We start from the raw sequence: 26,183 nt of genomic DNA on the forward strand, positions 1-26,183 counted from the left end.
GGCCGCATTGTGAGCGTGTCCTTCCAAAGACTACCCCTCAGACTTCGCCGCCATAAAGCAGAGGCGCAGCCCTGTGTCGTCAACGATCTTGCTACCCCGATCGAATGCTCCAAACGGGCCGACGGTACAGCAACCTGCCTCCTACGCGTTGTTCCGTGCCTGCGCTACTGCAAACCACTGCGCGCCGCTTCCGACGGCCGTGACTTGCACAGAAGCAGTGCCGCAGTCAGAACACTGAACGCCGCTCCCGCATAAAACGTAGTCGGCGCGCCGAGTCCATCCCACAGGATGCCGGCAATGACACTGGAGGCGAGCGTCACGATACCGCTCAGGAGATTGAAAAAACCGAAGGCCGTACCTCGTAGACCGGGAGGCGCAGCATGGGCCACCATCGTCGCTAGCAGTCCCTGCGTCATTCCCATATGCAAGCCCCAAAGCGCGACTCCAGTCAGCACGGCCCCCCAATGGGCACTGCCGGCGAGTACAACGTCGGCGACAACCAGTACGAACAAGCCCGCAACCATCAGCCTCGTATGGCTCGTCGTATCCGCCAGCTTGCCGAACGGATAAGCGGAGAGAGAATAAACGACGTTCATCGCGACCATCACGAGAGGAACGAGCGCAACGGGGACACCGCTGTGCATCGCGCGCAACACCAGGAACGCTTCGCTGAAACGCGCCAGCGCGAACACACCGCCAACCAGGACGACCCACCAGTAGGTCCGATCCAACTGCCTCAGGCTATCCCAGTGAATCGGGTTGACGCGCTTCGTGTCGAGTGCGTGTGCAGGCTCTGCGATTCCGAACGTCAGCAGTGCGACAGCGAGCCATCCCGGGATGACGGCGAGCCAGAAAGCGAGCCGGAAGTTGTCCGCCCACGTCAGCATGACGACAACGGCAAGCAGCGGCCCGAGAAACGCACCCACGGTGTCGAGCGACTGCCTCAATCCATACGCGGCACCGCGCAGGTGCACGGGGGTCACGTCAGCCACCAGGGCATCCCGTGGCGCACCTCTCACTCCCTTGCCAACCCGGTCGATAATCCGTGCGGTCACGACGATGCCGATTGTCGGCGCAATCGCAAACAGCGGCTTGCTGAGTGCGCCGAGTCCGTACCCCGTCACCGCCAGCCATTTGCGATTGCCGAGATAGTCGCTCAGCGTTCCGGAGAAGACCTTGACGACGGGTGCCGTGGCTTCCGCGATACCCTCGATGACGCCGATCGTGGCGGCGTTCGCCCCGAGGCCAACCATCAGGAACATAGGTAACAGACTATGGATGATCTCGGAGGAGACATCCATCAGCAGGCTGACACAGCCCAGAACCCACACGGTGCGAGGAATCAGGCGAAGGACGCGGATTGGCGATTCGGTCTGCATGAACTCACTGGCTCCAGATTAGGGTGATATGGGTGGCTACGTCGCATTGCTCGCGGGTGGCTGATAGTGGCGGGTTGCGCTTGGTAACCAAGAAGTCAAAGAGTTACCACTGACCCAGGCGAATGTATGTGACCAATAGCTTACGAGGTCGAACACTGAACGCGTGCAACCGGCCACGAAGTGCTACTCGAATACTCATCTCAGACGGCCGGGCCTGCGTGTCCCGCGGACACTCCCCCGACCGTGAAGACTGTCCGTTCGAAAACCAGCATTCCGAGGCTCGACGCTCAGTCGAGCCTGGACCGCGGACGGCTACTTCAACCCTTCGAAATCCAGCGCGCTCCTGACAGCGGGCCGCTGACGCATTCGCTGATACCAACCCTTGAGATTGTCCAGTCCATCGTATGAGATGTTCGCGTTGTAAGTGGGTTCTAACCACGCGGCCTGGCCCCATTGCGTGAGCGCATAGAGGTAAGCATCGGCGACAGTGTACGTGCCGCCCATGAGGTAGTTGTTGCCTGCCAGATGTTCGTTTAACCACGCATACCGGCTTTCCAACCTGGGCTTCGCGATCTCGACGCCGTACTGACCAGCCAGCCGCGCGTAAAGCAACGGGATAAAGCCTTTGTGAATCTCAGATGTCAGAAAGCTCAACCACTCCTGCAATCGATATCGATCAACAATGCCGTTTGCAGGAGCAAGATTCGCATCCGGTTTCAAATCTGCAAGATACTGAACAATCGCGGGCCCCTCGCGCAGGGTTGTACCGTCGTCCAGTTCCAGCAGCGGAACATAGCCGAAAGGGCTCATCTCGTAGAAGTCACGATCGTCCTCGGTGCGATGTGTCTTGTAGTCGACTTTTATCAACTGGATTTCCAGCCCCAACTCCCTGGCGACGATGTGTGGCGACAGCGAACATGCGGCTGGTATGTAATACAGCTTCATAAGTCAGTCCTCGATTCGTTAGATGACATGTGTCGCACTCGGCGCCAAGGCGAACAGCCATGATTGTAAGAATCAGGTTTAAAAATGGAAGAAGGCAGTAAAGTGTCATCTAGGTACAAAAAATATACCTGGATGACTGTTTCGAGACCAACATGAAAGAGAACCTGTCTGGCTGTTCTGTCGAGGAGTCAATGCGCCTGATCGGTGGTCGATGGCGCTTGCTGATTGCCTCGTATTTGATAGATGGCCCGAAGCGATTCAACGATTTACGCCGTGATGTCCCGCAAATCTCGCAACGGATGCTGACGCTAGACCTACGCGCGCTTGAAGATGCCGGGCTCGTTCGGCGTACTGTTTTCCCGACTTCCCCTGTGCGTGTGGAGTACACGCTGACGGAAGATGGCCAGCGCCTGGAACCCGTAGTGGCGGTACTGAAGGAGTTTGGGCTGTGGTTGAAGGGGAGAAACATCTCTGGCAACGCCAATGCAGACCGCTAAGCTGGATGCGGCTGGTTGGTCGACACAAGCTCGCGCGAATGCCGACATGGCGTTCCGAGTGGACGTTATCGCGCGCATTTCAAGCGCCTGTCTTTACATGTCCACTCGCCGCTCGGGTCGGTGAGACTCATTCATCGATAGAGATAGCAAACGTTCACAGGCACCGGTTTGCGAATGGCCGCAATGTGACCCACAACGGCCGTGCTGTGTCCAATCGGCGACTGTCGGCTTCGACCGAATACGAGTCCATGGACGAAGGCGCAGTAGGGCCGTTCCACTCTGAAACCTGCCGTTGGAACCGCGACGACTCAACCGTCGGCGATGGATCGGCAAAGAGCATTCGCTTTCCTCAGCGTACAGCGGCGTCATCCATCTAACGGTGTCCGTGTGTCCTGAGTTACAGAGGCAACTCCACAAAACCCCGGGGAACGACTACAGTCTTCGGTTACTTCTTCGGGAAGCGATGCCGTGCCACACGCGAGAGCCAAATCGTGGCCACGCAACCGATGACCGACATGATTGCCGGCGCCCAAAAGATCTGCGCCATGTGCACGTGCATGCGGATCAGTTCGCCGCCGGTCAAGGGGCCTGCAATTGCACCAAAGCGTCCCAGACCGTGTGCCCAACCCGTACCCGAGGCGCGAATCTGAGTTGGGTAGCAAACGGCCATCAGAGCATTCGTACCCGACTGCGTACCCAGGATGAAGAGACCGACACCGAACACGCCAAGGGCGAGCGTAACGGAGTGCGTTTGCTGCCCCAGGAACAGGGCCGCCACGGCTCCGAGCGCCATATACAGCGGCACGACCCAAAGACGCCCTCGATCAAGCATCAACGACATCAGAAGGCCCCCGAGAACGCCACCCAGATAGTACATGGAGGCAGCGTGTTCGGCCTGGTGCGGGTTCAGACCCAGCGAATGCAGAAGTGTCGGCATCCAACTGTTCATGAAGAAGTTCGCGAACAGGTTCGTGACCGACATCACCCAAATGAGTGGAGTGATGACGCGCAGATTGCCTTCAAAGAGTTGGCTGACGTGGAATTTCTTTTCCGCAAGGTGATGGATCTGAAATCTCGGCTCGACCGGGATGTTCAACTCCGGACGGATCCGGCGCGCAAGCTTCACGATCTGCGGATCGTGCGGGTTACGTACGACCAGGAACTTGATCGACTCAGGCAGGAAGAAGTACGCCAGGACTGCGGTTACCAGCGGAGCCACACCACCGATGGTGAAAATCAGGCGCCATTGCGTAGGGTGAATGATGCTTCCTAGCTGGCCCGGCAGCGCACCGCCAAAAGTCATACCCACGAACATCATCGTGATCAACAACGCGCGCTTACGCTGCGGTGCGTATTCGGCTGTCAGAGCCACTGTATTTGCAGGCAGGCCTCCGAGAGCAACGCCGGTGAAGAAGCGGAAGACGATCAGTGTAGAAAAGGATTCGGCAGTCGCGCTAAGCAGGGTAAACGCACTACAAAGCAGTGCCGCAGAGAGGATAGCCACACGCCGGCCCCAGCGGTCGCCGATGTAGCCGAAACCCAGGGCACCAAACAGCATACCGAAGAGACCGGCACTGAACAGAGGGGCCAAGGCGTGTTTCTCGATCCCGAACTCGCTGGCGATACCAATCGCCGCAAATGCGGCGGCCGAAAGATCATAGCCGTCACAAAGTTGGCATAGAAAGCCAATGAATACGACTGTCCAGATGAATGGGCCAATCTTTTGTTCGTCGACAAACTCAGTGATGCGAATCGTTTGTGAATTTACTTCGTAATCCATTGTCGATGATCTCCAGCTGCCAGCGTAGTGCATACACGAGTGACGGAGTATGTGATGTACACGATACTTAAGGAATGGGGAGTTACCTGCCACCTATTTCAAACTCATCAACTCACTTGAGTTGCGAATAATGCAATCGATCATTCCTGGATGGTCACTGCTTACATGGGTTCCGCCATCCACAAGGTGAAACACTGACGTTCTCCATGCCTGAATTAAAGGGTATACGCCTATAGGGGTAACCTCGTCACAGCTACCATGAATTAACGTACCGGGAATGTCGTGCAATTGACCTGCATGACTGACTAGCTGATGAGGTGATAAAAATCCTTCATTCAGGAAGTAGTGCACGGAGATGCGAGCCATCGCCAATTCCTGCGCTTTCGTTTGCGGCTCCGTGTCGCGCTCCTGATCCCGAAATCCGGCCAAATGATTTTCCCAGGCGCACCACTCATAAGCCGCCTCGTATTCCTCTTCGGGGATGCCGCAATTCAAAGCCTCTCCGTAGGCCTGTAAAAGATCTTGATGCCCTGCGGCCCGGGTCCACCCGGAAAACCGTGCCCAGGCCTCAGGATGCAGGCGACCGGCGCCCCCTCCGTAAAGCCACTCCAGTTCGTTTTCGGTGCAAAGAAAAACGCCGCGCAGCAGCAGAGCACGGACTCTTTGCCGGTGGGTTTGCGCATAGACCAAGGCCACGGTAGTCCCCCAGGATGCGCCGGAAACAATCCAGCGTTCAACACCAAGCAGGGTGCGTAGCTGCTCGATATCGGAGATCTGATCGGCCATCGTGTTATGTTCTACGCTGGCCGCAGGCGTAGAACGACCGGCCCCACGTGGGTGAATGAGCACAATTCGATAACCCATGGGGTTAAAGAACCGGGAATCCTGGCGGCCAGGAAAACCACCAGGGCCCCCGCATAGATGCAGCAAGGGAATACCCGTGGGATTGCCATGAGCCTCCCAGAAAACGCGATGACCTCCACTGACATCCATCCAACCGGATTCGCGAGCCGTGCTCGGGGGATAAAGATCGCGCAGATAGGGCATCGCTAGTCCCCTATTCGGCCGCGGCTTCGGTTGCGATTTCGGTCACGGGTTCGAATGCGGTTTGGCCCAAGCCGCTTGACGCCGGGAACACCAGGGATTTGATCACCACAGGTGCCGCTGAGGCCGTGGGAAGCAGTTCGCCGATGTCGACGAAATCGAATTCCTTGAGCGAGATCCCGTCAATGGAAACGATAGGCACCGGGAGACCACGTTCCCGCTTGAAGTGGATACCGATCAAGCCGCCGACATCGCCCTCTCCGACCAGGACGATAGGTTGCCCGGCTTCGATCCGCATGCGCATGGCGTTCATGACACCGACAACAAACGCGTCCATCCGGCGATAGAATGCCGTCCCGGCAAACCGGTAGAAGAGAGCAACGCATTTCGTGTCCTCCTGCAGGTCCATCCGCTCGAGCGCTGTCGTCACTGCCTTTTCGATGTCCTTGGGGTCGAGTTGATCCGGCTCAAGATCCAGATCGAGAACCACCACCGGGAGATTGCGCAAGGGAAGCACCGACTGCGGTTCGACGTAAACTGTGCTGCCGCTCACTTGAACCGTGTATTGCGAGGCGCCGACGACCGTAGCCCGGATACCCTCATCCGTTTCCTTGATTTCGGCTCCCGAGGCTTCGATGCGCTTGCGAACAGCGGCGGCCAACATCAAGCCCAAGTCACCGAATACCCGCGTTTCGCGGCCGTAAACGTATTCCGAAACACCACCGGAGAACGTGACGAGATCGGGGACCCGAGCGCCTGCCAGTGGCGGGAGACGCAGCAATGAAGCAGTTGCCGGATCGAGTTCTGCGCCGTTTTTCATCGACGCGTCACACAGGCGCTCGGCCATGCGGTCAACGATGGCCTCCAGTACACCGGGAAGCGGAGGATCACCCACGGTCAGCGTGGCGCCAAGCTCGCGGGCAAAACGCTCGCCTGCGGCTTCGACACGAGCAATTCGGCCTTTTTCGTCGAGGGTAATGATGCGGGCGCCGATGTCGATAGCGGTAACGCTTTTGACCTCGCCTTCTTCACAGATAGCGATCTTCGTGGTCCCGCCGCCAATATCCAGGTGGAGGAGACGGGTGCCTTGACGCAGTGCTCGCAAGACCGCGCCGGAACCGAATGCCGCCAGCATGGATTCGAGGCCGTCGCCAGCCGAGACCGAAACGAATTTGCCCGCCTGCGCGGCAAACAGATCCGCGATTGCGCGTGCGTTACGACGGCGAACCGCCAACCCGGTGAGGATCAGGGCGCCGGTATCAATCTGTTCGGGCGTGACCCCTGCCTTCTGGTATTGCTCATCAATGAACGCACCCAGCCGGGCCTCATCGATAGTCAGGTCGTCGGTATAGGGTGTAAGCAAGATATCCGATTCGTGAAGAATCGTACGTTCCGCAACGATGTAACGCGTGGTCGTGCGTTCGAGAACGATGCGCGAAACGACCATGTGGGAAGTGGAGGACCCGACGTCGATGCCCACGCTGGTTAGTTCGATTTCGTCTTCATCCTCCAGGCTCCGGCCGGTATCGGTAAAGAAGATGCGACCTTCTTGCGTCTCACTGTTCATGCTTGTCTCCAATACATAAAAGTTAGGGCTGTGTCCCCGAAAGAACACAGCCCTATGGACTAACTACGCGAACGCGTTAGACCACCGAGTCACCGACATTCTTTTCCGGCTTGACGTACCACGACGAATCCATACGACTTTGGACCCCGTTCTTCGTGAGGCGTGCTTCGTACTCTTGACGAATGTACGGATCTTCCATCCAGTAAGGGATAGCCGTGCCGCCAGAACCGACGTCCTGAGCCGTGTAGTCGTTGTGCTTCGAACCCGGGGCACCCGGATCGCGGCCCGGGTTGTGCGGCCCAAACCATGCCGTCAGACGGAACGGCTCCCTGGACGTGCTGAAGTGCTGGTGGTACCAGCGTGCGCCGCCCGGCGCCGCGGTAACCATACCGCCGTAACCGTAGTCGAGGCGACGAACCTTGTCTGCGTGACCGTCGGCCCACGGGTTTTCGCCGCATTCTTCCGGCCACGTGTACGTATAGCCTTCGCCCTTCAGGCAGATGAGGATTGCTGCCGACGTGTGAGCGTGGGCCTTCGAGTAGCGGCCCTGTTCGTGCTGGCCGATCCAGAAATAGAAGCAGTTTTCCGTCATAAACGGCTCAACGCGGCGATAGCCCGGCGAACGACGGTTGTCCAGCGGCAGATCGCAGTTAACCGCATCGGTAATCAGGTTGGTACGACGACGGGCAAGACCGCGGACCGGATCCGTTTCGATCTCGTCGCGCGGCTTGTAGAAGTCTTCGTCTGCGCTGAAGCGATCACGGAACACGAACGGGTTGTTAAACACCGCTTCGACGTTGTTGATCTGGTTCATCACATTCGGTGCCGTGTTGCCGGCGAGCAGGATCGCGCCCGAGTTCGAGCCGTCGACGATGCGGAACCATGCGTTCATCGGAATCGAGAACATCGAACCGGCTTGCCATTCGAAGACGTGCTTGCGGCCTTCGCCTTCGAGCCAAACCTCGGTGGTGCCGCGGCCTTCGACCACCCAGTAGATTTCTTCGAACATGTGCTTTTCGGGGTTCAGTGCACCGCCTGCGGGCACTTCAACCACATAGCAGCCCCACTTCGTTTCTGTGCCCAGCAGCTGGATGTAGTGGCCACGGCCGCCCTTACGCTTCCATTCCACCATCGGCAGATCGCGCACGTCCTTGATACCGATGTCACGGAAGACCGGAACACCTTCGCTTTCCATGAAAATGTCATAGGGCGTCGGTTGCTTCTTGAACTCGCCAAAACCGGCTTTCTTGTGTCCAGCGGGTTCATGCCAGTGGGCAAGGTCTTTTTCATGCGGCATCGCTATCTCTCCTTTTACGGGCTGATCTTTCAGGCAAAGACCGCCTCAGTTGTTCCTTTATAAGGAACGATATACGCTTATATGGAACGACATGATTGAATCACGATACCGTAACGGGTGTCAATGACGGATCGACGTATAGATTTTTCCATCGGGGTTTTTCCGTAAACGGCTCACGTGGCTTGTCATTACCCACTTCCCTTGACGGGCGAGTTCATATCCGGGTTGAATGTCAGTGATCCTCATGGATTTCATGCCGCGCGCCGGAAAGGTGAATGGTCGGCACACGGCAATTCCGTATTGACGACGTGCAAGTTAGATGGATGCGGCTACCCGCTACCGCTGCGGCAACAATTTATCGATACGGGAAGCAGGATGTGTCGGCAAGCGTGCGAGCACATCCTTGAGGTTTTCACACCCGTTGTTATCGATCAGTACCTGTGTCTTGCCGAACCTTCACTGGCACGTGCCCGTTGCGGCGTCATCCATTGATGAAGCGTATCGGCAATGGGGTGCGAGCGGTTGCACCTCGAGTGCGACGTCCTGGATCTGGGCGACGTATTGCAGCGCAGCCAGGTAATTTCGTTTTTTTCCGCGTGCAGATCGAGGAATTTGCGTTGTGCGTGCGCCATGCAGCCAAGCTCGGTTATCCCCAAAGGCCCTGCTGGCGGAAGACAGCCGGAGTCGAACCGACCTGAGAGCGTCTGACGCCCTCAACTGGGTTTGAAGCCCAGCCGCACCACCGGATACGAATGTCTTCCTTCGGTGATTGCAAAACGACGAGTCGATGATGAAGCATCGATCGACTGCACGCCGCCGCTCAAAGCATATCGAGCCAGCGGCTATCCGTGCGCAGCAGGTGCAACCCACGGTGGAAGCGAGTATACCCAACCCGGTCGAAGAACTCCAAAAGCTGGATCGCGCGTTTTCTGCCGAGTCCGGTGACGTCGCGAAACGGTGCCGCCGCCACCGTGCCCGCGTTTTTCCGCGCTTCAACCGCCGCAATCGCAGCGAGTTCGCGAACCACATCCTGGTGATAGAACAGATCGTGCACGACCTGGAACAGCTCGCCCTGCCGCGCGAGCTTGCGCAGCAACTGACGCATGCGCTCCTCGGTCACGCCGTGTGCCTTCGCGAGATCGCGCACCCACGGCGGATCGAAGCGCCCCGCCTCAATCTCGGGCAGCAGCGCGGTGGCAAGCGCGCGATCGGCGTCGTCGAGCGTCACCGTGTGCCCGGGCAAATGCAGCCACGGCCCGCGTTTGACGATCTCGCCACGCGCCGCCGCGGCGTCCACCAGCGCGCGCCACAGCACATCGTCGGCGAGCGGCGCCGCGATGCGCCGCAGGCGCGACACGTCCGGGCCGAGTTCGTCGGGCGAGCGTTCGTGATATTGCGCAAGCGCCCCCGTCAATCGTTCGGCAAGCGCGTCCCATGCCGCGCCCGCAAACAGCAAGGCATCGTGCCCCGGCAATTCGATCATGCGCGTATCGGACGGCAACGCGAGCGCGGCGGCGGGCCTGCCCGTCAGACGTTCGAGCAGCGTGCGCGACAGGCCGCGCGGCGCGCACGCAAACAGCGCATCGAGCGAGCCGGTGTCGAGCATCGTTTCGATGGCATCGAGCCACGCGAGCCGTTCCGCCGCGCGCCGCTTGCGCGCGGGCGCGAACGGATCGAGCACATGGCCGCCGCCCACCGTGCGATTGGCCTGCGCATTGCGCACGACGAAGCGATCACCGGGCACCGCGCACAGCGGCCGCTCGAACACCAGTTGCACGCGCGCACACTGTCCCGCGCCGAGCGTGTCGCCGTCGAGCAGCGCGACGTGCGCGACCTGATGCTGCGTGCCGAGATGCACGTGCAGCGGCGTCCAATGTTCGAGCGCATGCGGCGCGTCGGCGAGCAGCGTCAGCATCACGTCGATGCGCTCGCTCGCTTGCGACAAACGCGCATCGACGATCCAGTCGCCGCGATCGATCGCGCTCTTCTCGATGCCCGCGAGATTCAACGCGCAGCGCTCGCCGGCGCGGCCGGTTTCGGCGGGACGATTCTGCGCGTGAATGCTGCGCACGCGCACGGGCTCGTTCTTCGGCGCGAGCAGCATCGTCTCGCCGACGCTCACGCTGCCCGCCACCACGGTCCCGGTGATGATCGTGCCCTGCCCCGCCAGCGTGAACACGCGATCGACGGCGAGACGGAACAGCCCGTCGTCGCGCTTCATGCGCCATGCCGCGGCCTGCTCGCGCAGATACGCATTCAGCGCGGCCACGCCCGCGTCGTCCGCGCGCGTCGCGCAGGTGTCGAAGACGGGCGCATCGCCCAGCACGCTGCCGCCGACGAACGCCGCCACTTCCGCATGCACATCCTGCAGACGCTGCGCATCGACGCGATCGACCTTCGTCAGCGCAATTGCGCCGCGTTTGATGCCGAGCAGTTCGACGATCGCCAGATGCTCGCGCGTTTGCGGCATCACGCCGTCGTCGGCGGCGATCACGAGCAGCGCGAAGTCGATGCCGCTCGCGCCGGCTGTCATCGTATGCACGAGCTTTTCGTGACCCGGCACGTCGATCAGACCGAGCACGTCGCCGTTTTCGAGCGGCACGTACGCATAGCCGAGTTCAATGGAAATGCCGCGCGCTTTTTCTTCCCTGAGGCGGTCCGTATCGACGCCCGTCAGCGCCTTCACGAGACTCGTTTTGCCGTGATCGATATGCCCCGCCGTGCCGACGATCATGCGTACTGGCCCTTCAGTTGCGCGATCAGTTGCGCCTCGTCGCCCGCTTCGAGGCAGCGCAGATCAAGACGCAACGCGTCGTCCGCGATCCGGCCGATCACCGGCCGCGCCATCTCGCGCAACTGCTTTTCGAGCGCGAGCAGTTGCCGGCCGCCGCGCTTGCCGTCCGCCAGCCTGACGACGAGCCCATAGCTCGGCAGCACGTCGACCGGCAACGCGCCGCTGCCGATCTGGCTGAACATCGGCTCGGCGCTCACCGTGTAGCGCGCGCCGAGCGCCTGCTGCAACGCCGGCTGCACGCGTTGCGCGGCGCCGTGAATCTCGTCGGCGGCCCGCGTAAGCAGGCGCAGCGTGGTGAGCCGCTCGGTCAGCTTCTCCGGCGCGCGATACAGCTGCAACACCGGTTCCAGCGCCGCGAGCGTGAGCTTGCCGACGCGCAGCGCGCGCTTTAGCGGATGCTTCTTGATCTTCGCGATCAGATCGCGCCGCCCGACGATCAACCCGGCTTGCGGGCCGCCGAGCAGTTTGTCGCCGCTGAACGTGACGACGTCGGCGCCGGCCTCGACGGTCTCGCGCACGGTCGGCTCGCGCGGCAAGCCCCATTCGCTGAGATCGACGAGCGTGCCGCTGCCGAGATCGACGGCGACCGCGAGACCGCGCGCATGCGCGAGCGGCGCGATTTCCGCGAGGCTGGCTTCCTTCGTGAAGCCGCTGATCGCGTAATTGCTCGCGTGGACTTTCATCAGCAGCGCGGTGCGTGCGTTGATCGCTTCGTCGTAGTCCTTCAGATGCGTGCGGTTCGTCGTGCCGACTTCGCGCAGCTTCGCGCCCGCGCGGCTCATGATGTCGGGAATGCGAAACGCACCGCCGATTTCGACGAGTTCGCCGCGCGACACCACGACTTCCTTCTTCGCCGCCAGCGCGGACAGCGTGAGCAGCACCGCCGCCGCGTTGTTGTTGACCACGGTCGCGGCTTCGGCGCCGGTCAGCTCGCAGATCAGTTCGTCGATCAGATCGTCGCGGTCGCCGCGCTTGCCGGTGGCGAGATCGAATTCGAGATTCGCCGGCTGTGTGAGCGCGCTCATCACGGCGCGCACCGCTTCGTCGGGCAACAATGCGCGGCCGAGGTTCGTGTGCAGCACCGTGCCGGTGAGATTGAACACGCTACGCAGACGCGATGCGTTGCGCGCGCGCAGCGCTGCTTCGACCGTGCCCTGCAATTGCCCGGTATCGAGCGCGCCGAGCGGCGGATTATCGGCCGCGTGGCCCGATTGCGCGTGCAGCCGCCAGGCATCGAGCGCGGCGCGCAGCGCGTTGAGCACCTGGGTGCGTCCGTATTCGCTCACGAGCGCCGCGAATGGCTCCGACGCCATGACCTTTTCCACCGACGGCACGCGCGCCATCAGCGCGCGCAATTCCGAGCCGCTCACATCGCTCACGGGCAATCCTTGTGTCGTTTTGAACTTGCGCCAGGCTGCTGACTGGTTGCGGCCTGGCGGCTGCCTCGCTGTTGCCTCGCCGTTACCTATTCCGCCGATGCGCCGCTGTCCGGCTCGACCGCGCCGGCGCTCTGCTCCGGCCACAGCCACGGATGCGGCGACGCGCGCCGATAGCCTTCCGCGCCCATCAGCAGATCGAGCGTGAGGCTTGCGAGATCGTCCGCGAACGGATCGAAGTCGAAGTCTTTCGCCAGAAAGCCGATCTTGCGGTAAGTATGGCATTCGTCGCACGACTCCGCCTTCAGCGAGGCATGTTTCGATTCGGCCTCGCGCGCGGCCGCGTCGGCATCGGGCGAGCCGACCACGTGATAGGCGATGCCCCTGGTCGAATCGCAGTTCGAGCATTTGGCGCGCACCATGTGCCATTCAGTCGCGCAGAGCCCGCATTGCAGATAGCGGTAGTTGTCGTAGGCGCCGCCCACGCGCACCGTGCTCGCGACCGGATGCGAGCCGCACACGGGACACAGCCCCGGCGTCTCGACGTAGGGCACCGCGCGTTTGTCGATGTCGGCGGCGAGGTCGGTCCACACGACCTGCAGCGCGGCCATGATGAACGGCGCGCTCGCCGGATCGACGTCCTCGAAGCGCTGCGCGAAGATCGCGTCGGCCTGAATGTCGAGCACGGCGGCATCGAGCGTGCGCAGCCGCGCGATCAGCGCGGCGAGCGGCGGCGTGAGCGGACCGGCCGCTTCGACCTTGTCGAGCAACTGGCGCAGCACGTCCTGCCACGCGGGATCGCGCACGCCGGAAAACGCCGGGATCAGCGGCATCGAATGCTGCTGCGCGCTCGCGATCAGCTCGGCGCTCGGCGGCTGCGCCTTGAAGGTCGCGATCACGGCCTGCTGCGCGTCGGCGAGCACGGCCATCAGGCGCAGATAGCCGGCGATCGGATTGTTGAGTGCCGCGAGTTGCCGCAGACGCGCGGCGCGCGGCGCGAACACGGCGAGCCGCTCGGGCATGCGGATGCGGGGGATCGCCGTGTGATCGAGCGATTCGATGTCGCCGGCTTCGAGAATGCGTTGAACCAAGGTGTCGACCTCTGAAAACTGAAGGGCCGCCGCCCGTCATCGACGGGGAGCGGCGGCCCGGTGCGCTGCGAACGGCGCGGCGAAACGCGCCTCGATTGCGGTTTATCCGCGTTTATCCGTTGCTTATTCGCGGCTCGTCGGCCACGCGTTGGCCACTCACTTGCCGATCGTTTCCCGGAACCAGTTCGGATGATGCTTGCGCGCCCAGCCATACGTGACGGTGCCGCGCGTCATCGCGCCGATCGAGCCCTTGACCCACAGCGCCGCATAGACATGCACGATGATGCCGACGATCAGCACGAACGCCGCCGCCGCATGAACGAGCGCCGCGAGCCGGATCACCCCGATCGGGAAATAGAGCGAGAAGTAGCGCCGCCAGATCACGATGCCACTCGCGAGCAGCAGCACGAGGCAGACCACCATCACGAAGAACAGCAGCTTCTGGCCGGCGTTGTAGCGTCCGATCGCGGGGAGCTTTTCCTCGCGATTGTTCAGCACGTCGTCGATCTGCCGCATCCACTGGATGTCCGCCCGGTCGAGATAGTTGTGATGCCAGAAACGCAGCGCCAGTATCAGGAACGAGATGAACATCACGCAGCCGACGAACGGATGCAGAATCCGCGTCCATTGCCCGCCGCCGAGCACGAAATACAGAAACGACATCGCCGGATGAAACATCGCGAGGCCGGACAGCGCGAGCAGCACGAACGCGATCGCGGTGATCCAGTGATTGGTGCGCTCGTTCGGCGTGTAGCGCACGATCAGGCGGTTGCCCTTCGCGTCGGTCAGCACGGTATGCTCGAAGTGTTTCATTGCGCGTCCTCCTGCGAACGGCGTGCTTCATCGGCTTCCTGATTGGCCTCGGCTTCGTCGGCCTCGCTCACCTCGTTCGGCCCGACGCGCGTGTAGTGGAAGAAGCCGGCCACCGCCGCGAGCGCCATGCCGGCCAGCGCGAGCGGCTTCGCGATACCCTTCCACAGCTTGACCATCGGACTGATGCGCGGATTGTCCGGCAAGCCGTGATACAGCGAAGGCCGGTCGGCATGATGCAGCACGTACATCACGTGCGTGCCGCCGACGCCCGCCGGATCGTACAGGCCCGCGTTCTGGAAACCGCGGTCTTTCAGGTCCTCGATGCGATCCTCGGCCTGCTGCTTCATGTCCTCCTTGGTGCCGAACATGATCGCGCCGGTCGGGCAGGTCTTCACGCACGCGGGCTCCTGGCCGACCGCCACGCGGTCCGAGCACAGCGTGCACTTGTACGCGCGGTGATCCTTCTTCGACAGACGCGGCACGTTGAACGGACAGCCGGTGATGCAGTAGCCGCAGCCGATGCAGTTTTCCTCGTGGAAATCGACAATGCCGTTCGTGTACTGCACGATCGCGCCCGGCGACGGACAGGCCTTCAGGCAGCCCGGGTCCTCGCAGTGCATGCAGCCGTCCTTGCGGATCAGCCATTCGAGATCGCCGGCGTCGTTCTCGTGCTCCGAGAAGCGCATGACGGTCCACGAATGCTCGCTCAGGTCGGCCGGATTGTCGTAGACGCCCACGTTGTGGCCGATCTCGTCGCGCAGGTCGTTCCACTCCATGCAGGCCGTCTGACACGCCTTGCAGCCGATGCACTTCGACACGTCGATGAGCTTGGCGACCGAGCCCGTGACCGGCTCGCGCACCTGCGGCGCGGGCACGGTCGTGGCCGAGATACGTCTGATGTCTAGTGATTGCAGTGCCATCTCTTTTCCTTATGCCTTTTCGACCTTGACGAGGAACGACTTGAATTCCGGTGTCTGCGAATTCCCGTCGCCCACGGAAGGCGTCAGCGTATTGACGAGATAGCCCGGCCTCGTGAGCCCCTTGAAGCCCCAATGCAACGGCAGGCCGACGGTCTGAACCTTTTTCCCCTCGATCATCAGCGGTTTGATGCGCTTCGTGACGAGCGCCACGGCAATCACATGCCCGCGGTTCGAACTGACCTTGATGCGGTCGCCGGCCACCACGCCGACTTCCTTCGCGAGGTCTTCGCCGATCTCCACGAACTGCTCCGGCTGGATGATCGAGTTCAGGCGCGCGTGCTTGGTCCAGTAATGGAAATGCTCGGTGAGCCGGTAGGTCGTCGCCGTATGCGGGAAGTTCTCGTGCGTGCCGAACGCGGCCTGGTCGTCCGGGAACACGCGGGCCGCCGGATTGCTGACGACCGCCTTGTTGTCCGGATGCAGCGGGTTGTAGCCGAGCGGCGTTTCGAACGGCTCGTAGTGCTCGGGGAACGGCCCCTCGACGAGACCGTCGCGCGCGAAGAACCGCGCGACGCCTTCCGGATTCATGATGAACGGATTCATGCCGTTTTCAGGCGGCTCGTCGATCTTGAAGTCCGGCACGTCGGCACCCGACCAGCTGCTGCCGTTCCACGCGATCAGCTTGCGAGTCGGATCGAACGGCTTGCCGTTCACGTCGCACGACGCGCGGTTGTACAGCACGCGCCGGTTCGCGGGCCATGCCCACGCCCAGTTCAGCGTATTGCCGATGCCGGTCGGGTCCGAGTTGTCGCGGCGGCCCATCTGGTTGCCCGCCTGGGTCCACGAGCCGCAGAAGATCCAGCAGCCGCTCGCGGTGCTGCCGTCGTCGCGCAGCAAGGCGAAGCCCGCGAGCTGTTCGCCCTTCTTCGCGAGCACCTTGGTCTTATCCGTCGGATCGGTGACGTCGGCGAGCGCCTTGCCATTGAACTCCATCGCGAGTTCTTCGGGCGTCGGGCTTTCCGGGTTCGAATACGGCCAGCTCATGTTGAGGATCGGATCGGGATACTTGCCGCCGTCCTTGCGATACGCCTCGCGGATGCGCAGCCACAGCCCCGACATGATCTCGAGATCGCTCTTCGCCTCGCCGGGGCCGTCCGCGCCCTGCCAGTGCCATTGCAGCACGCGGCTCGAACTGACGAGCGAACCGCGCTCTTCGGCGAAGCAAGTGGTCGGCAGACGGAACACCTCGGTCTGGATAGACGCCGAATCGACGTCGTTGAACGCGCCGTGGTTCTTCCAGAACTCGGAGGTTTCGGTCGCGAGCGGGTCCATGATGACAAGCCACTTGAGCCTGGCCAGGCTCGCGCCGATCTTCGCCTTGTTCGGCGCCGCCGCGAGCGGGTTGAAGCCCTGCGCGATATAGCCGGTCATCTTGCCCTGGTTCATCAGCTCGAAGACCTGCAGCATGTCGTAGGACTTGTCGAGCTTCGGCAGATAGTCGTAGCCGAAGTTGTTGTCGGCGCTCGCCTTGTCGCCCCACCACGACTTCATGAAACTGACGTGGAACGCGCGATAGTTGCGCCAGTAGCTCAACTGGTTCGGCCGCAGCGGCTGCGTGGCGCGCTTCGCGATATAGGCGTCGAAGTCCTGCTCCGCTTCCATCGGCAACGTCATGTAGCCCGGCAGCAGGTTCGACATCAGGCCGAGGTCCGTCAGGCCCTGGATGTTCGAGTGGCCGCGCAGCGCGTTCATGCCGCCGCCCGCGATGCCGATGTTGCCAAGCAGCAATTGCACCATCGCGCCGGTGCGGATGATCTGCGAGCCGACCGAGTGATGCGTCCAGCCGAGCGCGTACATGATCGTGCCGGCGCGTCCGGGCACCGCCGTCGAGGCGAGCATCTCGCACACGTGCAGGAACTTCTCCTTCGGCGTGCCGCAGATTTTCTCGACCTGCTCGGGCGTGTAGCGCGAGTAGTGCTGCTTCATCAGCTGATAGACGCAGCGCGGGTCCTGCAGCGTCGGATCGACCTTGACGAAGCCGTCGGCGCCGCGCTCGTAGTCCCACGAGGTCTTGTCGTAGCTGCGCTTGTCGGCGTCGTAGCCGGAATAGAGACCGTCGTTGAAGGCGAAATCTTCACGGACGATGAACGACATGTCCGTGTAGTTCTTCACGTACTCGTGCTGGATCTTGTCGTTCGTCAGCAGGTAATTGATCACCCCGCCGAGGAACGTAATGTCCGAGCCGGTGCGGATCGGCGCGTAGTAGTCCGCGACCGAAGCCGTGCGCGTAAAGCGCGGGTCGACCACGATCAGACGCGCCTTGCGGTGCGCCTTGGCTTCGGTAACCCATTTGAAACCGCATGGGTGTGCCTCGGCCGCGTTGCCGCCCATCACGAGAATCACATCCGCGTTTCTGATGTCGACCCAATGGTTCGTCATCGCTCCACGGCCAAACGTCGGGGCAAGACCTGCCACCGTCGGGCCATGTCAGACACGCGCCTGATTGTCGAATGCGAGCATGCCAAGACTGCGGACAGCCTTGTGCGTCAGATAACCGACTTCGTTGCTGCCGGCCGATGCCGCCAGCATGCCGGTGGTCAGCCAGCGGTTGACCTTCTTGCCGTCCGCGGTCGTCTCGACGAAGTTCGCGTCGCGGTCTTCCTTCATGAGCTTCGCGATGCGGTCGAGCGCGTCCTGCCACGACATGCGTTTCCACTCGTTCGAGCCGGGCGCGCGGTACTCGGGGTAATGCAGGCGGCTTTCGCTATGGATGAAATCGATCAGGCTCGCCCCCTTCGGGCACAGCGTGCCGCGATTGACCGGATGGTCGGGGTCGCCCTCGATGTGGATGATGCTCGACTTCGCGTTCTTCGCGCCGTCGCCGAGTCCGTACATGAGGATGCCGCAGCCCACCGAGCAGTACGGGCAGGTGTTGCGGGTTTCGGTTGTGCGCGACAATTTGTACTGACGGACTTCGGCCAGCGCGGGGGTCGGCGAGAAGCCCATCAGGGCGAGGCTCGATCCGGCAAGCGTGGTGGCGGAGACCTTCAGGAATTGTCGCCGGGTCATCTGGGTCATTGAATGGCCTCGGCTCTTTTGGGGACAAATTTGATTATAGATGCCGGTTTCGCGACCTGCAGCGAGATCGTCAGCCACGCTCCGCGCGGGCCGAACCGGCGCCCCGCGGCGCTGCACGGTGCCGGCACAGGCTTCATAATGCGGTGATTCGAAGCCCCGGACCCCGCGCCCTCATGACCCAAGCCCAAGCAAACCAGCCGCCCCGCCTCACGAGCCTGTCGCATGGCGGCGGCTGCGGCTGCAAGATCGCCCCCGGCCTGCTCGCCGACCTGCTCAGACGCAGCGCCCCGCTGCCGTTCTTCCCCGACCTGCTGGTCGGCAACGACACCGCCGACGACGCCGCCGTCTACCGGCTCAACGACGAGCAGGCGATCGTCGCGACCACCGACTTCTTCATGCCGATCGTCGACGATCCGTTCGACTTCGGCCGCATCGCCGCGACCAACGCGCTGTCCGACGTCTACGCGATGGGCGGCAAGCCGATCATGGCGCTGGCGATCGTCGGCATGCCGATCAACGTGCTGCCGCACGACGTGATCGCGGCCGTGCTGAAGGGCGGCGAATCGGTCTGCGCCGACGCCGGCATTCCGCTCGCGGGCGGCCATTCGATCGATTCGGTCGAGCCGATCTACGGCCTTGTCGCGCTTGGCGTCGTCGATCCGAAGCGCGTCAAGCGCAATGCGGGCGGCCGGGCCGGCGACGTGCTGATCCTCGGCAAACCGCTCGGCGTCGGCATTCTGTCGGCCGCGCTCAAGAAAGACCGGCTCGACGCGGCCGGCTACGCGGCGATGATCGGCGCGACCACCCAGCTGAACCGCCCGGGCGCGGAGCTGGCCCGTCTCGACGGCGTGCATGCGCTGACCGACGTCACCGGCTTCGGCCTGCTCGGCCATACACTGGAACTGGCGCGCGGCTCGCAACTGACCGCGCGCGTGCGCTATGCGGACCTGCCGTGGCTGCCGCACGTCGCGAGTCTCGCGGAAGCCGGCATCTTTACCGGCGCGTCGGGCCGCAACTGGGACGCGTACGGCCGCGACGTCGTGCTGCCCGCAACGCTGCCGCCGGCCGCCCGCGCGCTGCTGACCGATCCGCAGACGTCGGGCGGGCTGCTGGTGTCGTGCGCGCCCGAGGCGGTCGACGAAGTGCTCGCGCTGTTCCACGCCGACGGGTTCGGCGAGGCGCGCGTGATCGGCGAGATGGTGAGCGGAGCCGCGCGCGTCGAGGTGGTCTGACGCGGTCTGGAGCGGGTCTGAAACGGCCGGGAGCGGGTGAGCGGCGCGGCCCGCCCGGGCCGTCCATGCGATAATTTTGCTCTGCCCGCCGTCCGCTTCGTCCCTACTCCCTTGAAAAATCTTCTCGTCACGCTCGACAAAGCCGGCGATTTCGATGAAATCGTCGACGTACGCACCCCGCTCGAGTTCGCGGAAGACCATATTCCGGGCGCCATCAGCGCGCCGGTGCTGAGCAACGAGGAACGCGTGCTGGTCGGCACGACCTACAAGCAGGTCTCGCCCTTCGAGGGCACGCGGCTCGGCGCGGCGCTCGTCGCGCGCAACATCGCGCATCACCTGGAAACGACCTTCGCGGACCGCCCGCGCAGCTGGCGGCCGCTCATCTACTGCTGGCGCGGCGGCAAGCGCTCGGGCTCGGTCACGACGCTGTTCAATATGATCGGCTGGCCGGCGCGGCAACTCAACGGCGGCTACAAAAGCTACCGGCGCGCGACGCTCGATACGCTCGACACACTGCCGCAAACCTTCGGCTACATCGCGCTGGTCGGCCCGACCGGCAGCGGCAAGACGCGTCTGCTGTCGGCGCTCGCGCAGGCGGGCGCGCAGACGCTCGACCTCGAAGCGCTCGCCTCGCATCGCGGTTCGCTGCTCGGCGCGTGGACAGGCGTGCCGCAGCCGTCGCAAAAGCGCTTCGACACGCTGCTCGTCACCGCGCTGCGCGGTTTCGACCCGGGCCGGCCGGTGTTCGTCGAGGCGGAAAGCCGCCGCATCGGCTCGATCACGCTGCCACTCGCGCTGCTCGACACGTTCCATCGCGGCGCGTGCGTCGAGGTGCGTTCGAGCCGCGAGGACCGCGCGGCCTTCCTGCTGCACGACTACGCGCACCTGTTCGACCATCCCGAGTATTTGAAGGCGCAGTTGCAACGGCTGATCGGCCTGCATAGCCGCGAGCGCGTGACGGGCTGGCTGCGGCTCGTCGACGAAAACCGCCGCGCCGAACTCGCGGGCGAACTGATCGAACGGCACTACGACCCCGCCTATGCGCGCAGCAGCGGTCAGCACTTCGAGCAGTTGCCGAACGCGCTGCCACTCGATTTCCGCCCGAACGACGCCGACGTCGTCGAGCAGGCGAAAACGCTGCTCGCGCAGCTCGAAAGCCGAACGCTCGTCGCCGGCTAATCCAAACGAACGACCTCTGGACCCCCATGCAATCTACCCTTCGGCAACCTCGCGTCGCGCTCGGCTGGATCGTCTTTTTGCTGATCGCCGTCATCGGCCTCTTCTATGTGAAGTGGTTCCCGTACTACAACCGCGCGTTCGTCGCCGCGAGCCAGCATTCGATCGGCAAGTCGATCCTGATGGGCTCGTCCGCGAACGCGCCGGCCGCGTCGTGGCAAGCCGCGATCGACTATGCGCTCGCCTACGGCAAGGCGATCTGGCAGGCCATGGTGCTCGGCCTCTTGCTCGGCTCCGCGGTGCAGGCGCTGATTCCGCCGCAGTGGGTCGCGCGCGCGCTCGGCCGCACCGATTTCGGCAGCGTCGTGAAGGGCGGCCTGATGTCGCTGCCGGGCATGATGTGCACGTGCTGCGCGGCGCCGGTCGTCGCCGGTTTGCGGGCGCGCGAGGCTGCGCCGGGCGCGGCGATCGCGTTCTGGCTCGGCAACACCGCGCTCAATCCGGCCACGCTGATTTTCATGGGCTTCGTGCTCGGCTGGCAGTGGATGGGCCTGCGCCTCGCGCTCGGCCTCGTGATGGTGTTCGGCCTCGGCTATCTGGTGAACCGCATGGTCACGCCGCAGGAAGCGCAAGCGTCGCAGGCGGCCGTGGCCGAGCTGATCAGCCGCGATGATCCGGGCACCGCGTTCACGCGCTGGATCAAGATTCTCGGCCGGATGACGCTGCGCCTCGTGCCCGAGTACATCGTGCTCGTGCTGGTGCTCGGCGCGGCGCGCGCGTGGCTGTTTCCGCACATCGGCCCGGACATCGACAACAGCCTCCTGTGGATCATCGCGCTCTCGATTGCCGGCACGCTGTTCGTGATCCCGACCGCCGGCGAAGTGCCGATCATTCAGGCAATGCTGTCGTTCGGCATGGCGGCAGGCCCCGCCGGCGCGCTGCTGATGACGCTGCCGCTCGTCAGCGTGCCGTCGCTCGCAATGCTGTCGCGCTCGTTTCCGAAGCGCGTGCTGACCGTGGTCGCGGTGGCGGTCGCGCTGTGCGGTGTCGTGAGTGGCTTGCTGGCCGTGGCGTTGGGGTTCTGAAGCGGCGTTGCCTGCTCTGCCGAACGATGAAACGTATCACCGCATTCGCCGTGACCTGCTGGTCGGCCGCCGGGCTGCTGTATAGCGGACAGCACTCGGTGGCGCTGATTGCGTTGAGCGGCGTCGTGGTGCTGGCGGGATTCGATCTGCTGCGGCCGTAAGGAGGTTTGCGGTCTGCGCCCACCCTACGCTCGACCGGCCAGCGCCTCGCAAATCGCGGCGAGCCACAACGCCACTGCATGCGCGCCCGGGTCCGCGTAACCGAGCGCGCGCTCGCCGACATAGCTCGAACGCCCACGGCGCGGATGCATCGACGCTGTGCGCGAAGTGCCGTCGACCGCTGCGGCGACGGCCGCGTTCAAGGCAGCATCCGTCGTCGCCGCTTGCGCGAGCGCACTGTGCAACGCATCGGCGGCGGGCTTGAGCGCATCGACCATCGTGCGGTCGCCGGGCTTCGCGCCACCCAGTTCCATCAATCCATCGACACCCGCGCTGAAGGCCGCCGCCCACTGCTGCGCCGTAGGCGCGCCCGACGATTCGAGCGCGGCCGCCGCACGCAGCAGCATCACCGCGTACAGCGGCCCCGACGTGCCGCCGACCACGCGCCGCAACGTCGCGGACATGCCGCGCAACACGGCCCCCGGGGACGACTCCGCCGCATACGAATCGAGTTCGTGCTGCACGGCGCGGGCGCCGCGCGCGAGGCTGATGCCGAGATCGCCATCGCCGACGCGCTGATCCATCCCGGTTAGCGTCGGCTCCGCTTCGAGCAGACACGCGCAAACGGCTTCGATCACCCGACGCAGCGTGGCCTCGCGCGCGAGCGTCGCGCCGCTCGCCTGTTGCGGCGCGGCGGGCGCGGATCGTACGGACACCTGCGCGACGCGGCCGCTCAACGCGGGCCATGCGCTCGTGTGCGCGGCCGCATCGAGCCACGCAAGCCGCTCGTCGTCCACGCGCAGCAGCGTCAGCGAGACGCCGGCCATTTCCAGTGCGCTCAGGAACGTGCCGGCCCATGCGCGCTCGACCTTGATGCCTCGCCTGTCCAGCTCGCGCAACGCGACGCCGGCCACCACGTTCAATTCGCTCGACGGCGTGCCGCCGAGGTTGTTCACGAGCAGCGTCACGCGCTCGCCTGCCTGCAATACAAGATCGTCGACGATCTTCGCAAGCAGCTTGCCGACGATCGCCTCGGCCGGCTCGAGCATGCCGCGCGCGACGCCCGGTTCGCCGTGAATGCCGAGGCCCCATTCGATTTCGCCGTCGGCCAGCTCGAAGCCCGGCTTGCCCGCTGCCGGCACTGTGCATGGCGTCAGCGCGACGCCCATCGTGCCGAGCGACGCAGCCGTCTCGCGTGCGATCCGCGCGACCTCGGCGAGCGGCATGCCGCGCGCGGCCGCCGCGCCGGCGATCTTGTGAACCAGCACCGTGCCCGCGAGTCCGCGACGGCCGGCGTGATCGCCACGCGCGGTCAGCGCGACGTCGTCGGCGACGATCACCATGTCGACGGGGATGCCCTCGGCGCGCGCAATCTCGGCGGCGAGGCCGAAGTTGAAACGGTCGCCCGTGTAGTTCTTCACGATCAGCAACACGCCCGCGGGGCCGGCCACCGCGCGTATCGCGTCGAGCACGGCATCTGTCGACGGCGACGTGAACACCTCGCCGGCCACCGCCGCGCTCAGCATGCCGTGGCCCACATAGCCGCCGTGCGCGGGCTCGTGACCCGAGCCGCCACCCGAGATCAACGCGACTTCGCCGCGCGCGGCCACGGCTTCGGCATCGGCGCGCACGACGATCGTGCCGCCCTGCAGGAGCGAAAGATGAGGATTGAGCGCCACGAGTCCGTCGAGCATGTCGGGGACCACGGTGGACACGTCGTTGATGAGCTTCTTCATTGCGTCAGCTCCCTGTGAAGCTGCCGGCATCGCATGCAGGCAGACGGCAGTTGAGTCGGTGACGAAAGCACGAAGCCTAACTGTACCGCGCATTGGCGCAAGACGACGCGATACGGTGAAGCGCTGGTGCGGGTGCACCGAAGTACTCGCTATGCGTTACTTGTGCTGGCGCCGAGTCGCATGCAAGCAAAGAAAACGGGGGGATGTACTGCGGATTCGAGAAACTACCGAAAGATTACGAGGCCTGCTGCTGCCTGAATTGACAGGAGCGTAGACGAAAGCGGAACCGCTTTCGTCTACGTCACAGATGCGTTGGTAGGCTCGATTGGATTCGAACCAACGACCCCCACCATGTCAAGGTGGTGCTCTAACCAACTGAGCTACGAGCCTTTAGAGGCGCGAATTATAGAGACTCCTTGCGCACCGCACAAGCCCTCCGCGCAATTTATCGCGCGGTACGTTGCGTCGTGTGTGTGGTGCTGTTCGTGGTGAGCCGCCTGAACGACAGGCGTGACGCATTGGTACGTTCGCGCGGTCTGCGTATCGAGCGGATAAACCGGCCGCGGCATAGGCTCCACTGGATGAGAGGCCGTAGTCCGAACGCGTGAGGCGGCGGCGATCGTATTCGACGAGTGCTGCGGCAATCGGCACGAGAACCGGGCTGCAATACCTGTGTGATCTGAGCGGCAGGAAACGCGCGCGACGCGGATCGATATCGACCGCTTTCAGACATGCCGCGATCACCTGGCTCATTCATGTGTGTGCCCGGTAACGACGAGCTTCACGGTGCCGGTGTCGCGTATCGCTCGGCAGGCGCGATGAACGCGCGTGGCCCGGTGCAGGTTGGAGCGCTGATCGCGTGTTCGCCGTCGGTCAGCGCGCGCACGATGCCCGTCACTGCGAGCGGTGGGCGCAGCCTCCGCGCGTCGCCCGTGAGCTTGTTGCCGATGGTCACGGTGCCATGCTGTCAACGCCCGCCGCTATCAGCGCAACGACGGCCTGCGGATCGCACAACGGCCCGCTGGCGATGCCTTCGAGGTTCTCGCAACCTTTCTTCGAGCAAAACTATCGTGTCGTACGTGCCGTCCGACATGCCGTTGTCGCCGTAGTCGAGCAGCAGGTCGGGGTTATCGACGCTACGCGCGAGCGCTATGGGCTGCGGGCTGCGGGCTGCGGGCTGCGGGCTGCGGGCTGCGGGCTGTGGGCTGTGGGCTGTGGGCTGTGGGCTGTGGGCTGTGGGCTGTGGGCTGTGGGCTGTGGGCTGTGGGCTGTGGGCTGTGCAAACGATTCTGCCAAGTATGCGTGGTGAGGGCTCAATCTTTTTCGGAGCGCGCCGTTATTGCATGTGCTCAGGCAAACTGATTAGACCTTCATGGCACAACGCATTCCCTTGTCCCGCCACACAGGCGCCGCCCGCGCGCGGCATGCCAAAGCCATGCTGTTGCCCATGCCTCGTCAGATCGCCGACGATCTCGCGTTACGGGTACATCTGTCGCTCGACGCGTTGCGTCGCGGTGCCGGCAGCAAAACCGACGCGCAGACGCTCACGCAGATCATGCTGCTAACCGGTTATCTGGCAGAAGCCGGCTTCGGTTCGATGAACCACGAAGAGTTCTGCGCCGCGGATCGCACGGCGGCAGCGGTATTCGACACCGGCAGAGAAAACGATACATGGCAGCTCGACGACACGGGATTCTCGCTTTTTTCGTCGATCGCGACGAATTACGATCGACAACTGCACCGAGCACCGCTTTGGGCCATCGCGGAAGCAAGCGAACGACTCGATCGTTTTATTGCTGGCCGATCTGAGCCAACGCGCAAGCAAGCTTAGCCGGCTTTGCGTGAGGTACTCTGAATACAAGCGCTTCGTACCCGGTCTCGATGAAGGTCAGGACAGGTCCGTTGACGTGGCAGTTCGATCCGCTGATGGACGATCAGGAACTCGACTCACGGCAATCGACCGGCGCGGTGTACTGGGAAGGTGCGGAGAGCGTGAGCCGTGAGGGCGTGGAGATGGGCCGCGCGTATCTCGAACTGACCGGTTACGCGGACGCACAGCGGGCTGGGCAGCACTGAAGACTGCGCGACGGGGGATTGTGGAGAACGCGGGCGGCATGACGCCCGGGTCCGTTCGAACGCTGCGGCTTCGGGATCCGGCGGCGTATCCCTGACGCCGTAAACGGCCGGACCCCGGCACTCAGGTCGAGAAGCCGG

General features: G+C 63.4%; 20 protein-coding genes, 2 tRNA genes and 1 pseudogene. 7 read left to right on the top strand and 16 right to left on the bottom strand.

The genetic code is table 11. The annotated features are described in order from the left end of the window. Nucleotides 1–164 precede the first annotated feature (164 nt). A complete protein-coding gene (locus F3J20_RS24685; protein WP_167284799.1) occupies nucleotides 165–1,379 on the bottom strand; it encodes an MFS transporter in 1,215 nt (404 codons plus the stop codon). Between the two features lie 312 nt (nucleotides 1,380–1,691). Next, nucleotides 1,692–2,324 carry a glutathione binding-like protein gene (locus tag F3J20_RS24690; protein WP_167284800.1) on the bottom strand — a complete coding sequence of 211 codons (633 nt, stop codon included), beginning with the start codon at nucleotides 2,322–2,324 and terminating at the stop codon, nucleotides 1,692–1,694. Between the two features lie 152 nt (nucleotides 2,325–2,476). Between F3J20_RS24690 and F3J20_RS24695 the strand changes: the two genes are divergently transcribed. Next, nucleotides 2,477–2,821, top strand: coding sequence for a helix-turn-helix domain-containing protein (locus F3J20_RS24695; protein ID WP_167048068.1), 345 nt, complete (start codon nucleotides 2,477–2,479; stop codon nucleotides 2,819–2,821). Between the two features lie 445 nt (nucleotides 2,822–3,266). On the opposite strand, the gene F3J20_RS24700 is transcribed toward F3J20_RS24695, so the two are convergent. The 11 genes from F3J20_RS24700 to fdnG all read right to left on the bottom strand — a co-directional run bounded on the left by F3J20_RS24700 (nucleotide 3,267) and on the right by fdnG (nucleotide 18,581). After that, nucleotides 3,267–4,601 carry an MFS transporter gene (locus F3J20_RS24700; RefSeq protein WP_167284801.1) on the bottom strand — a complete coding sequence of 445 codons (1,335 nt, stop codon included), beginning with the start codon at nucleotides 4,599–4,601 and terminating at the stop codon, nucleotides 3,267–3,269. A 93-nt stretch (nucleotides 4,602–4,694) separates the two neighbouring features. After that, the gene (locus F3J20_RS24705) at nucleotides 4,695–5,648 is read right to left on the bottom strand and encodes an alpha/beta fold hydrolase (RefSeq protein ID WP_167284802.1); all 954 of its coding nucleotides are present in this window, start codon (nucleotides 5,646–5,648) and stop codon (nucleotides 4,695–4,697) included. A gap of 10 nt (nucleotides 5,649–5,658) precedes the next feature. Continuing rightward, the gene (locus F3J20_RS24710) at nucleotides 5,659–7,212 is read right to left on the bottom strand and encodes an ethanolamine ammonia-lyase reactivating factor EutA (RefSeq protein ID WP_167284803.1); all 1,554 of its coding nucleotides are present in this window, start codon (nucleotides 7,210–7,212) and stop codon (nucleotides 5,659–5,661) included. Between the two features lie 76 nt (nucleotides 7,213–7,288). Further along, on the bottom strand, nucleotides 7,289–8,509 hold the full coding sequence (locus tag F3J20_RS24715; protein WP_167048056.1) for a cupin: 1,221 nt from the start codon (nucleotides 8,507–8,509) through the stop codon (nucleotides 7,289–7,291). Nucleotides 8,510–9,174: 665 nt separating this feature from the next. Further along, nucleotides 9,175–9,270: transfer RNA gene (locus tag F3J20_RS24720), tRNA-Sec, on the bottom strand. Between the two features lie 59 nt (nucleotides 9,271–9,329). Beyond that, on the bottom strand, nucleotides 9,330–11,243 hold the full coding sequence (selB, locus tag F3J20_RS24725; RefSeq protein ID WP_167284804.1) for a selenocysteine-specific translation elongation factor: 1,914 nt from the start codon (nucleotides 11,241–11,243) through the stop codon (nucleotides 9,330–9,332). Next, a complete protein-coding gene (gene selA / locus F3J20_RS24730) occupies nucleotides 11,240–12,682 on the bottom strand; it encodes an L-seryl-tRNA(Sec) selenium transferase (protein WP_345889919.1) in 1,443 nt (480 codons plus the stop codon). The genes selB and selA overlap by 4 nt, the downstream gene beginning before the upstream one ends. 86 nt (nucleotides 12,683–12,768) lie before the next feature. Continuing rightward, nucleotides 12,769–13,770, bottom strand: a complete 1,002-nt coding sequence (gene fdhE, locus F3J20_RS24735; protein ID WP_167284806.1) for a formate dehydrogenase accessory protein FdhE — start codon at nucleotides 13,768–13,770, stop codon at nucleotides 12,769–12,771. Nucleotides 13,771–13,926: 156 nt separating this feature from the next. Then, entirely contained in the window at nucleotides 13,927–14,583 is a 657-nt protein-coding gene (locus F3J20_RS24740; RefSeq protein ID WP_167284807.1) for a formate dehydrogenase subunit gamma, read from the bottom strand. Beyond that, nucleotides 14,580–15,503, bottom strand: a complete 924-nt coding sequence (gene fdxH, locus F3J20_RS24745; RefSeq protein WP_167284808.1) for a formate dehydrogenase subunit beta — start codon at nucleotides 15,501–15,503, stop codon at nucleotides 14,580–14,582. Before fdxH ends, F3J20_RS24740 begins: the two co-directional genes overlap by 4 nt. 9 nt (nucleotides 15,504–15,512) lie before the next feature. Then, the gene (fdnG, locus tag F3J20_RS24750) at nucleotides 15,513–18,581 is read right to left on the bottom strand and encodes a formate dehydrogenase-N subunit alpha (RefSeq protein ID WP_167284809.1); all 3,069 of its coding nucleotides are present in this window, start codon (nucleotides 18,579–18,581) and stop codon (nucleotides 15,513–15,515) included. A gap of 173 nt (nucleotides 18,582–18,754) precedes the next feature. Between fdnG and selD the strand changes: the two genes are divergently transcribed. From selD to F3J20_RS32450, 4 genes are all read left to right on the top strand, one after another. Then, a complete protein-coding gene (selD, locus tag F3J20_RS24755; protein WP_167284810.1) occupies nucleotides 18,755–19,813 on the top strand; it encodes a selenide, water dikinase SelD in 1,059 nt (352 codons plus the stop codon). Nucleotides 19,814–19,924: 111 nt separating this feature from the next. Further along, on the top strand, nucleotides 19,925–20,992 hold the full coding sequence (mnmH, locus tag F3J20_RS24760; RefSeq protein WP_167284811.1) for a tRNA 2-selenouridine(34) synthase MnmH: 1,068 nt from the start codon (nucleotides 19,925–19,927) through the stop codon (nucleotides 20,990–20,992). Nucleotides 20,993–21,018: 26 nt separating this feature from the next. Then, the gene (locus tag F3J20_RS24765) at nucleotides 21,019–22,074 is read left to right on the top strand and encodes a permease (RefSeq protein WP_167284812.1); all 1,056 of its coding nucleotides are present in this window, start codon (nucleotides 21,019–21,021) and stop codon (nucleotides 22,072–22,074) included. 26 nt (nucleotides 22,075–22,100) lie between these two features. Further along, nucleotides 22,101–22,235, top strand: a complete 135-nt coding sequence (locus F3J20_RS32450) for a hypothetical protein (protein WP_275691484.1) — start codon at nucleotides 22,101–22,103, stop codon at nucleotides 22,233–22,235. A 24-nt stretch (nucleotides 22,236–22,259) separates the two neighbouring features. Here F3J20_RS32450 and dhaK read toward each other — a convergent pair whose 3' ends face one another. From dhaK to F3J20_RS24780, 3 genes are all read right to left on the bottom strand, one after another. After that, nucleotides 22,260–23,969 (bottom strand): dihydroxyacetone kinase subunit DhaK, encoded by a 1,710-nt coding sequence (dhaK, locus tag F3J20_RS24770; protein ID WP_167284813.1) that lies wholly within the window; start codon nucleotides 23,967–23,969, stop codon nucleotides 22,260–22,262. A 313-nt stretch (nucleotides 23,970–24,282) separates the two neighbouring features. Beyond that, a tRNA-Val gene (locus tag F3J20_RS24775) sits at nucleotides 24,283–24,359 on the bottom strand. A gap of 391 nt (nucleotides 24,360–24,750) precedes the next feature. After that, entirely contained in the window at nucleotides 24,751–24,924 is a 174-nt protein-coding gene (locus F3J20_RS24780; protein WP_167048023.1) for a hypothetical protein, read from the bottom strand. Between the two features lie 417 nt (nucleotides 24,925–25,341). On the opposite strand from F3J20_RS24780, the gene F3J20_RS24785 reads away from it, so the two are divergent. Together F3J20_RS24785 and F3J20_RS24790 are read left to right on the top strand one after the other, a co-directional pair. Beyond that, nucleotides 25,342–25,800: a hypothetical protein gene (locus tag F3J20_RS24785; protein WP_167284814.1), complete on the top strand. Its 459-nt coding sequence runs from the start codon at nucleotides 25,342–25,344 to the stop codon at nucleotides 25,798–25,800. Between the two features lie 26 nt (nucleotides 25,801–25,826). Further along, nucleotides 25,827–26,045 (top strand): annotated as a pseudogene (locus F3J20_RS24790) (lipocalin family protein); the annotation flags it as partial. Between the last annotated feature and the right edge of the window lie 138 nt (nucleotides 26,046–26,183).

Origin of the sequence: Paraburkholderia sp. Cy-641 (genome assembly GCF_011752945.1) — a bacterium.
In the GTDB taxonomy this organism is placed as follows: Bacteria; Pseudomonadota; Gammaproteobacteria; order Burkholderiales; family Burkholderiaceae; genus Paraburkholderia.

What these genes read in the sequence shown, in the direction of transcription:
- F3J20_RS24685 (WP_167284799.1), bottom strand. Translation starts at nt 1,379, where the DNA reads ATGCAGACCGAATCGCCAATCCGCGTCCTTCGCCTGATTCCTCGCACC.
- F3J20_RS24690 (WP_167284800.1), bottom strand. Translation starts at nt 2,324, where the DNA reads ATGAAGCTGTATTACATACCAGCCGCATGTTCGCTGTCGCCACACATC.
- F3J20_RS24695 (WP_167048068.1), top strand. Translation starts at nt 2,477, where the DNA reads ATGAAAGAGAACCTGTCTGGCTGTTCTGTCGAGGAGTCAATGCGCCTG.
- F3J20_RS24700 (WP_167284801.1), bottom strand. Translation starts at nt 4,601, where the DNA reads ATGGATTACGAAGTAAATTCACAAACGATTCGCATCACTGAGTTTGTC.
- F3J20_RS24705 (WP_167284802.1), bottom strand. Translation starts at nt 5,648, where the DNA reads ATGCCCTATCTGCGCGATCTTTATCCCCCGAGCACGGCTCGCGAATCC.
- F3J20_RS24710 (WP_167284803.1), bottom strand. Translation starts at nt 7,212, where the DNA reads ATGAACAGTGAGACGCAAGAAGGTCGCATCTTCTTTACCGATACCGGC.
- F3J20_RS24715 (WP_167048056.1), bottom strand. Translation starts at nt 8,509, where the DNA reads ATGCCGCATGAAAAAGACCTTGCCCACTGGCATGAACCCGCTGGACAC.
- selB (WP_167284804.1), bottom strand. Translation starts at nt 11,243, where the DNA reads ATGATCGTCGGCACGGCGGGGCATATCGATCACGGCAAAACGAGTCTC.
- F3J20_RS24740 (WP_167284807.1), bottom strand. Translation starts at nt 14,583, where the DNA reads ATGAAACACTTCGAGCATACCGTGCTGACCGACGCGAAGGGCAACCGC.
- fdxH (WP_167284808.1), bottom strand. Translation starts at nt 15,503, where the DNA reads ATGGCACTGCAATCACTAGACATCAGACGTATCTCGGCCACGACCGTG.
- selD (WP_167284810.1), top strand. Translation starts at nt 18,755, where the DNA reads ATGACCCAAGCCCAAGCAAACCAGCCGCCCCGCCTCACGAGCCTGTCG.
- F3J20_RS24765 (WP_167284812.1), top strand. Translation starts at nt 21,019, where the DNA reads ATGCAATCTACCCTTCGGCAACCTCGCGTCGCGCTCGGCTGGATCGTC.
- F3J20_RS32450 (WP_275691484.1), top strand. Translation starts at nt 22,101, where the DNA reads ATGAAACGTATCACCGCATTCGCCGTGACCTGCTGGTCGGCCGCCGGG.
- dhaK (WP_167284813.1), bottom strand. Translation starts at nt 23,969, where the DNA reads ATGAAGAAGCTCATCAACGACGTGTCCACCGTGGTCCCCGACATGCTC.
- F3J20_RS24785 (WP_167284814.1), top strand. Translation starts at nt 25,342, where the DNA reads ATGGCACAACGCATTCCCTTGTCCCGCCACACAGGCGCCGCCCGCGCG.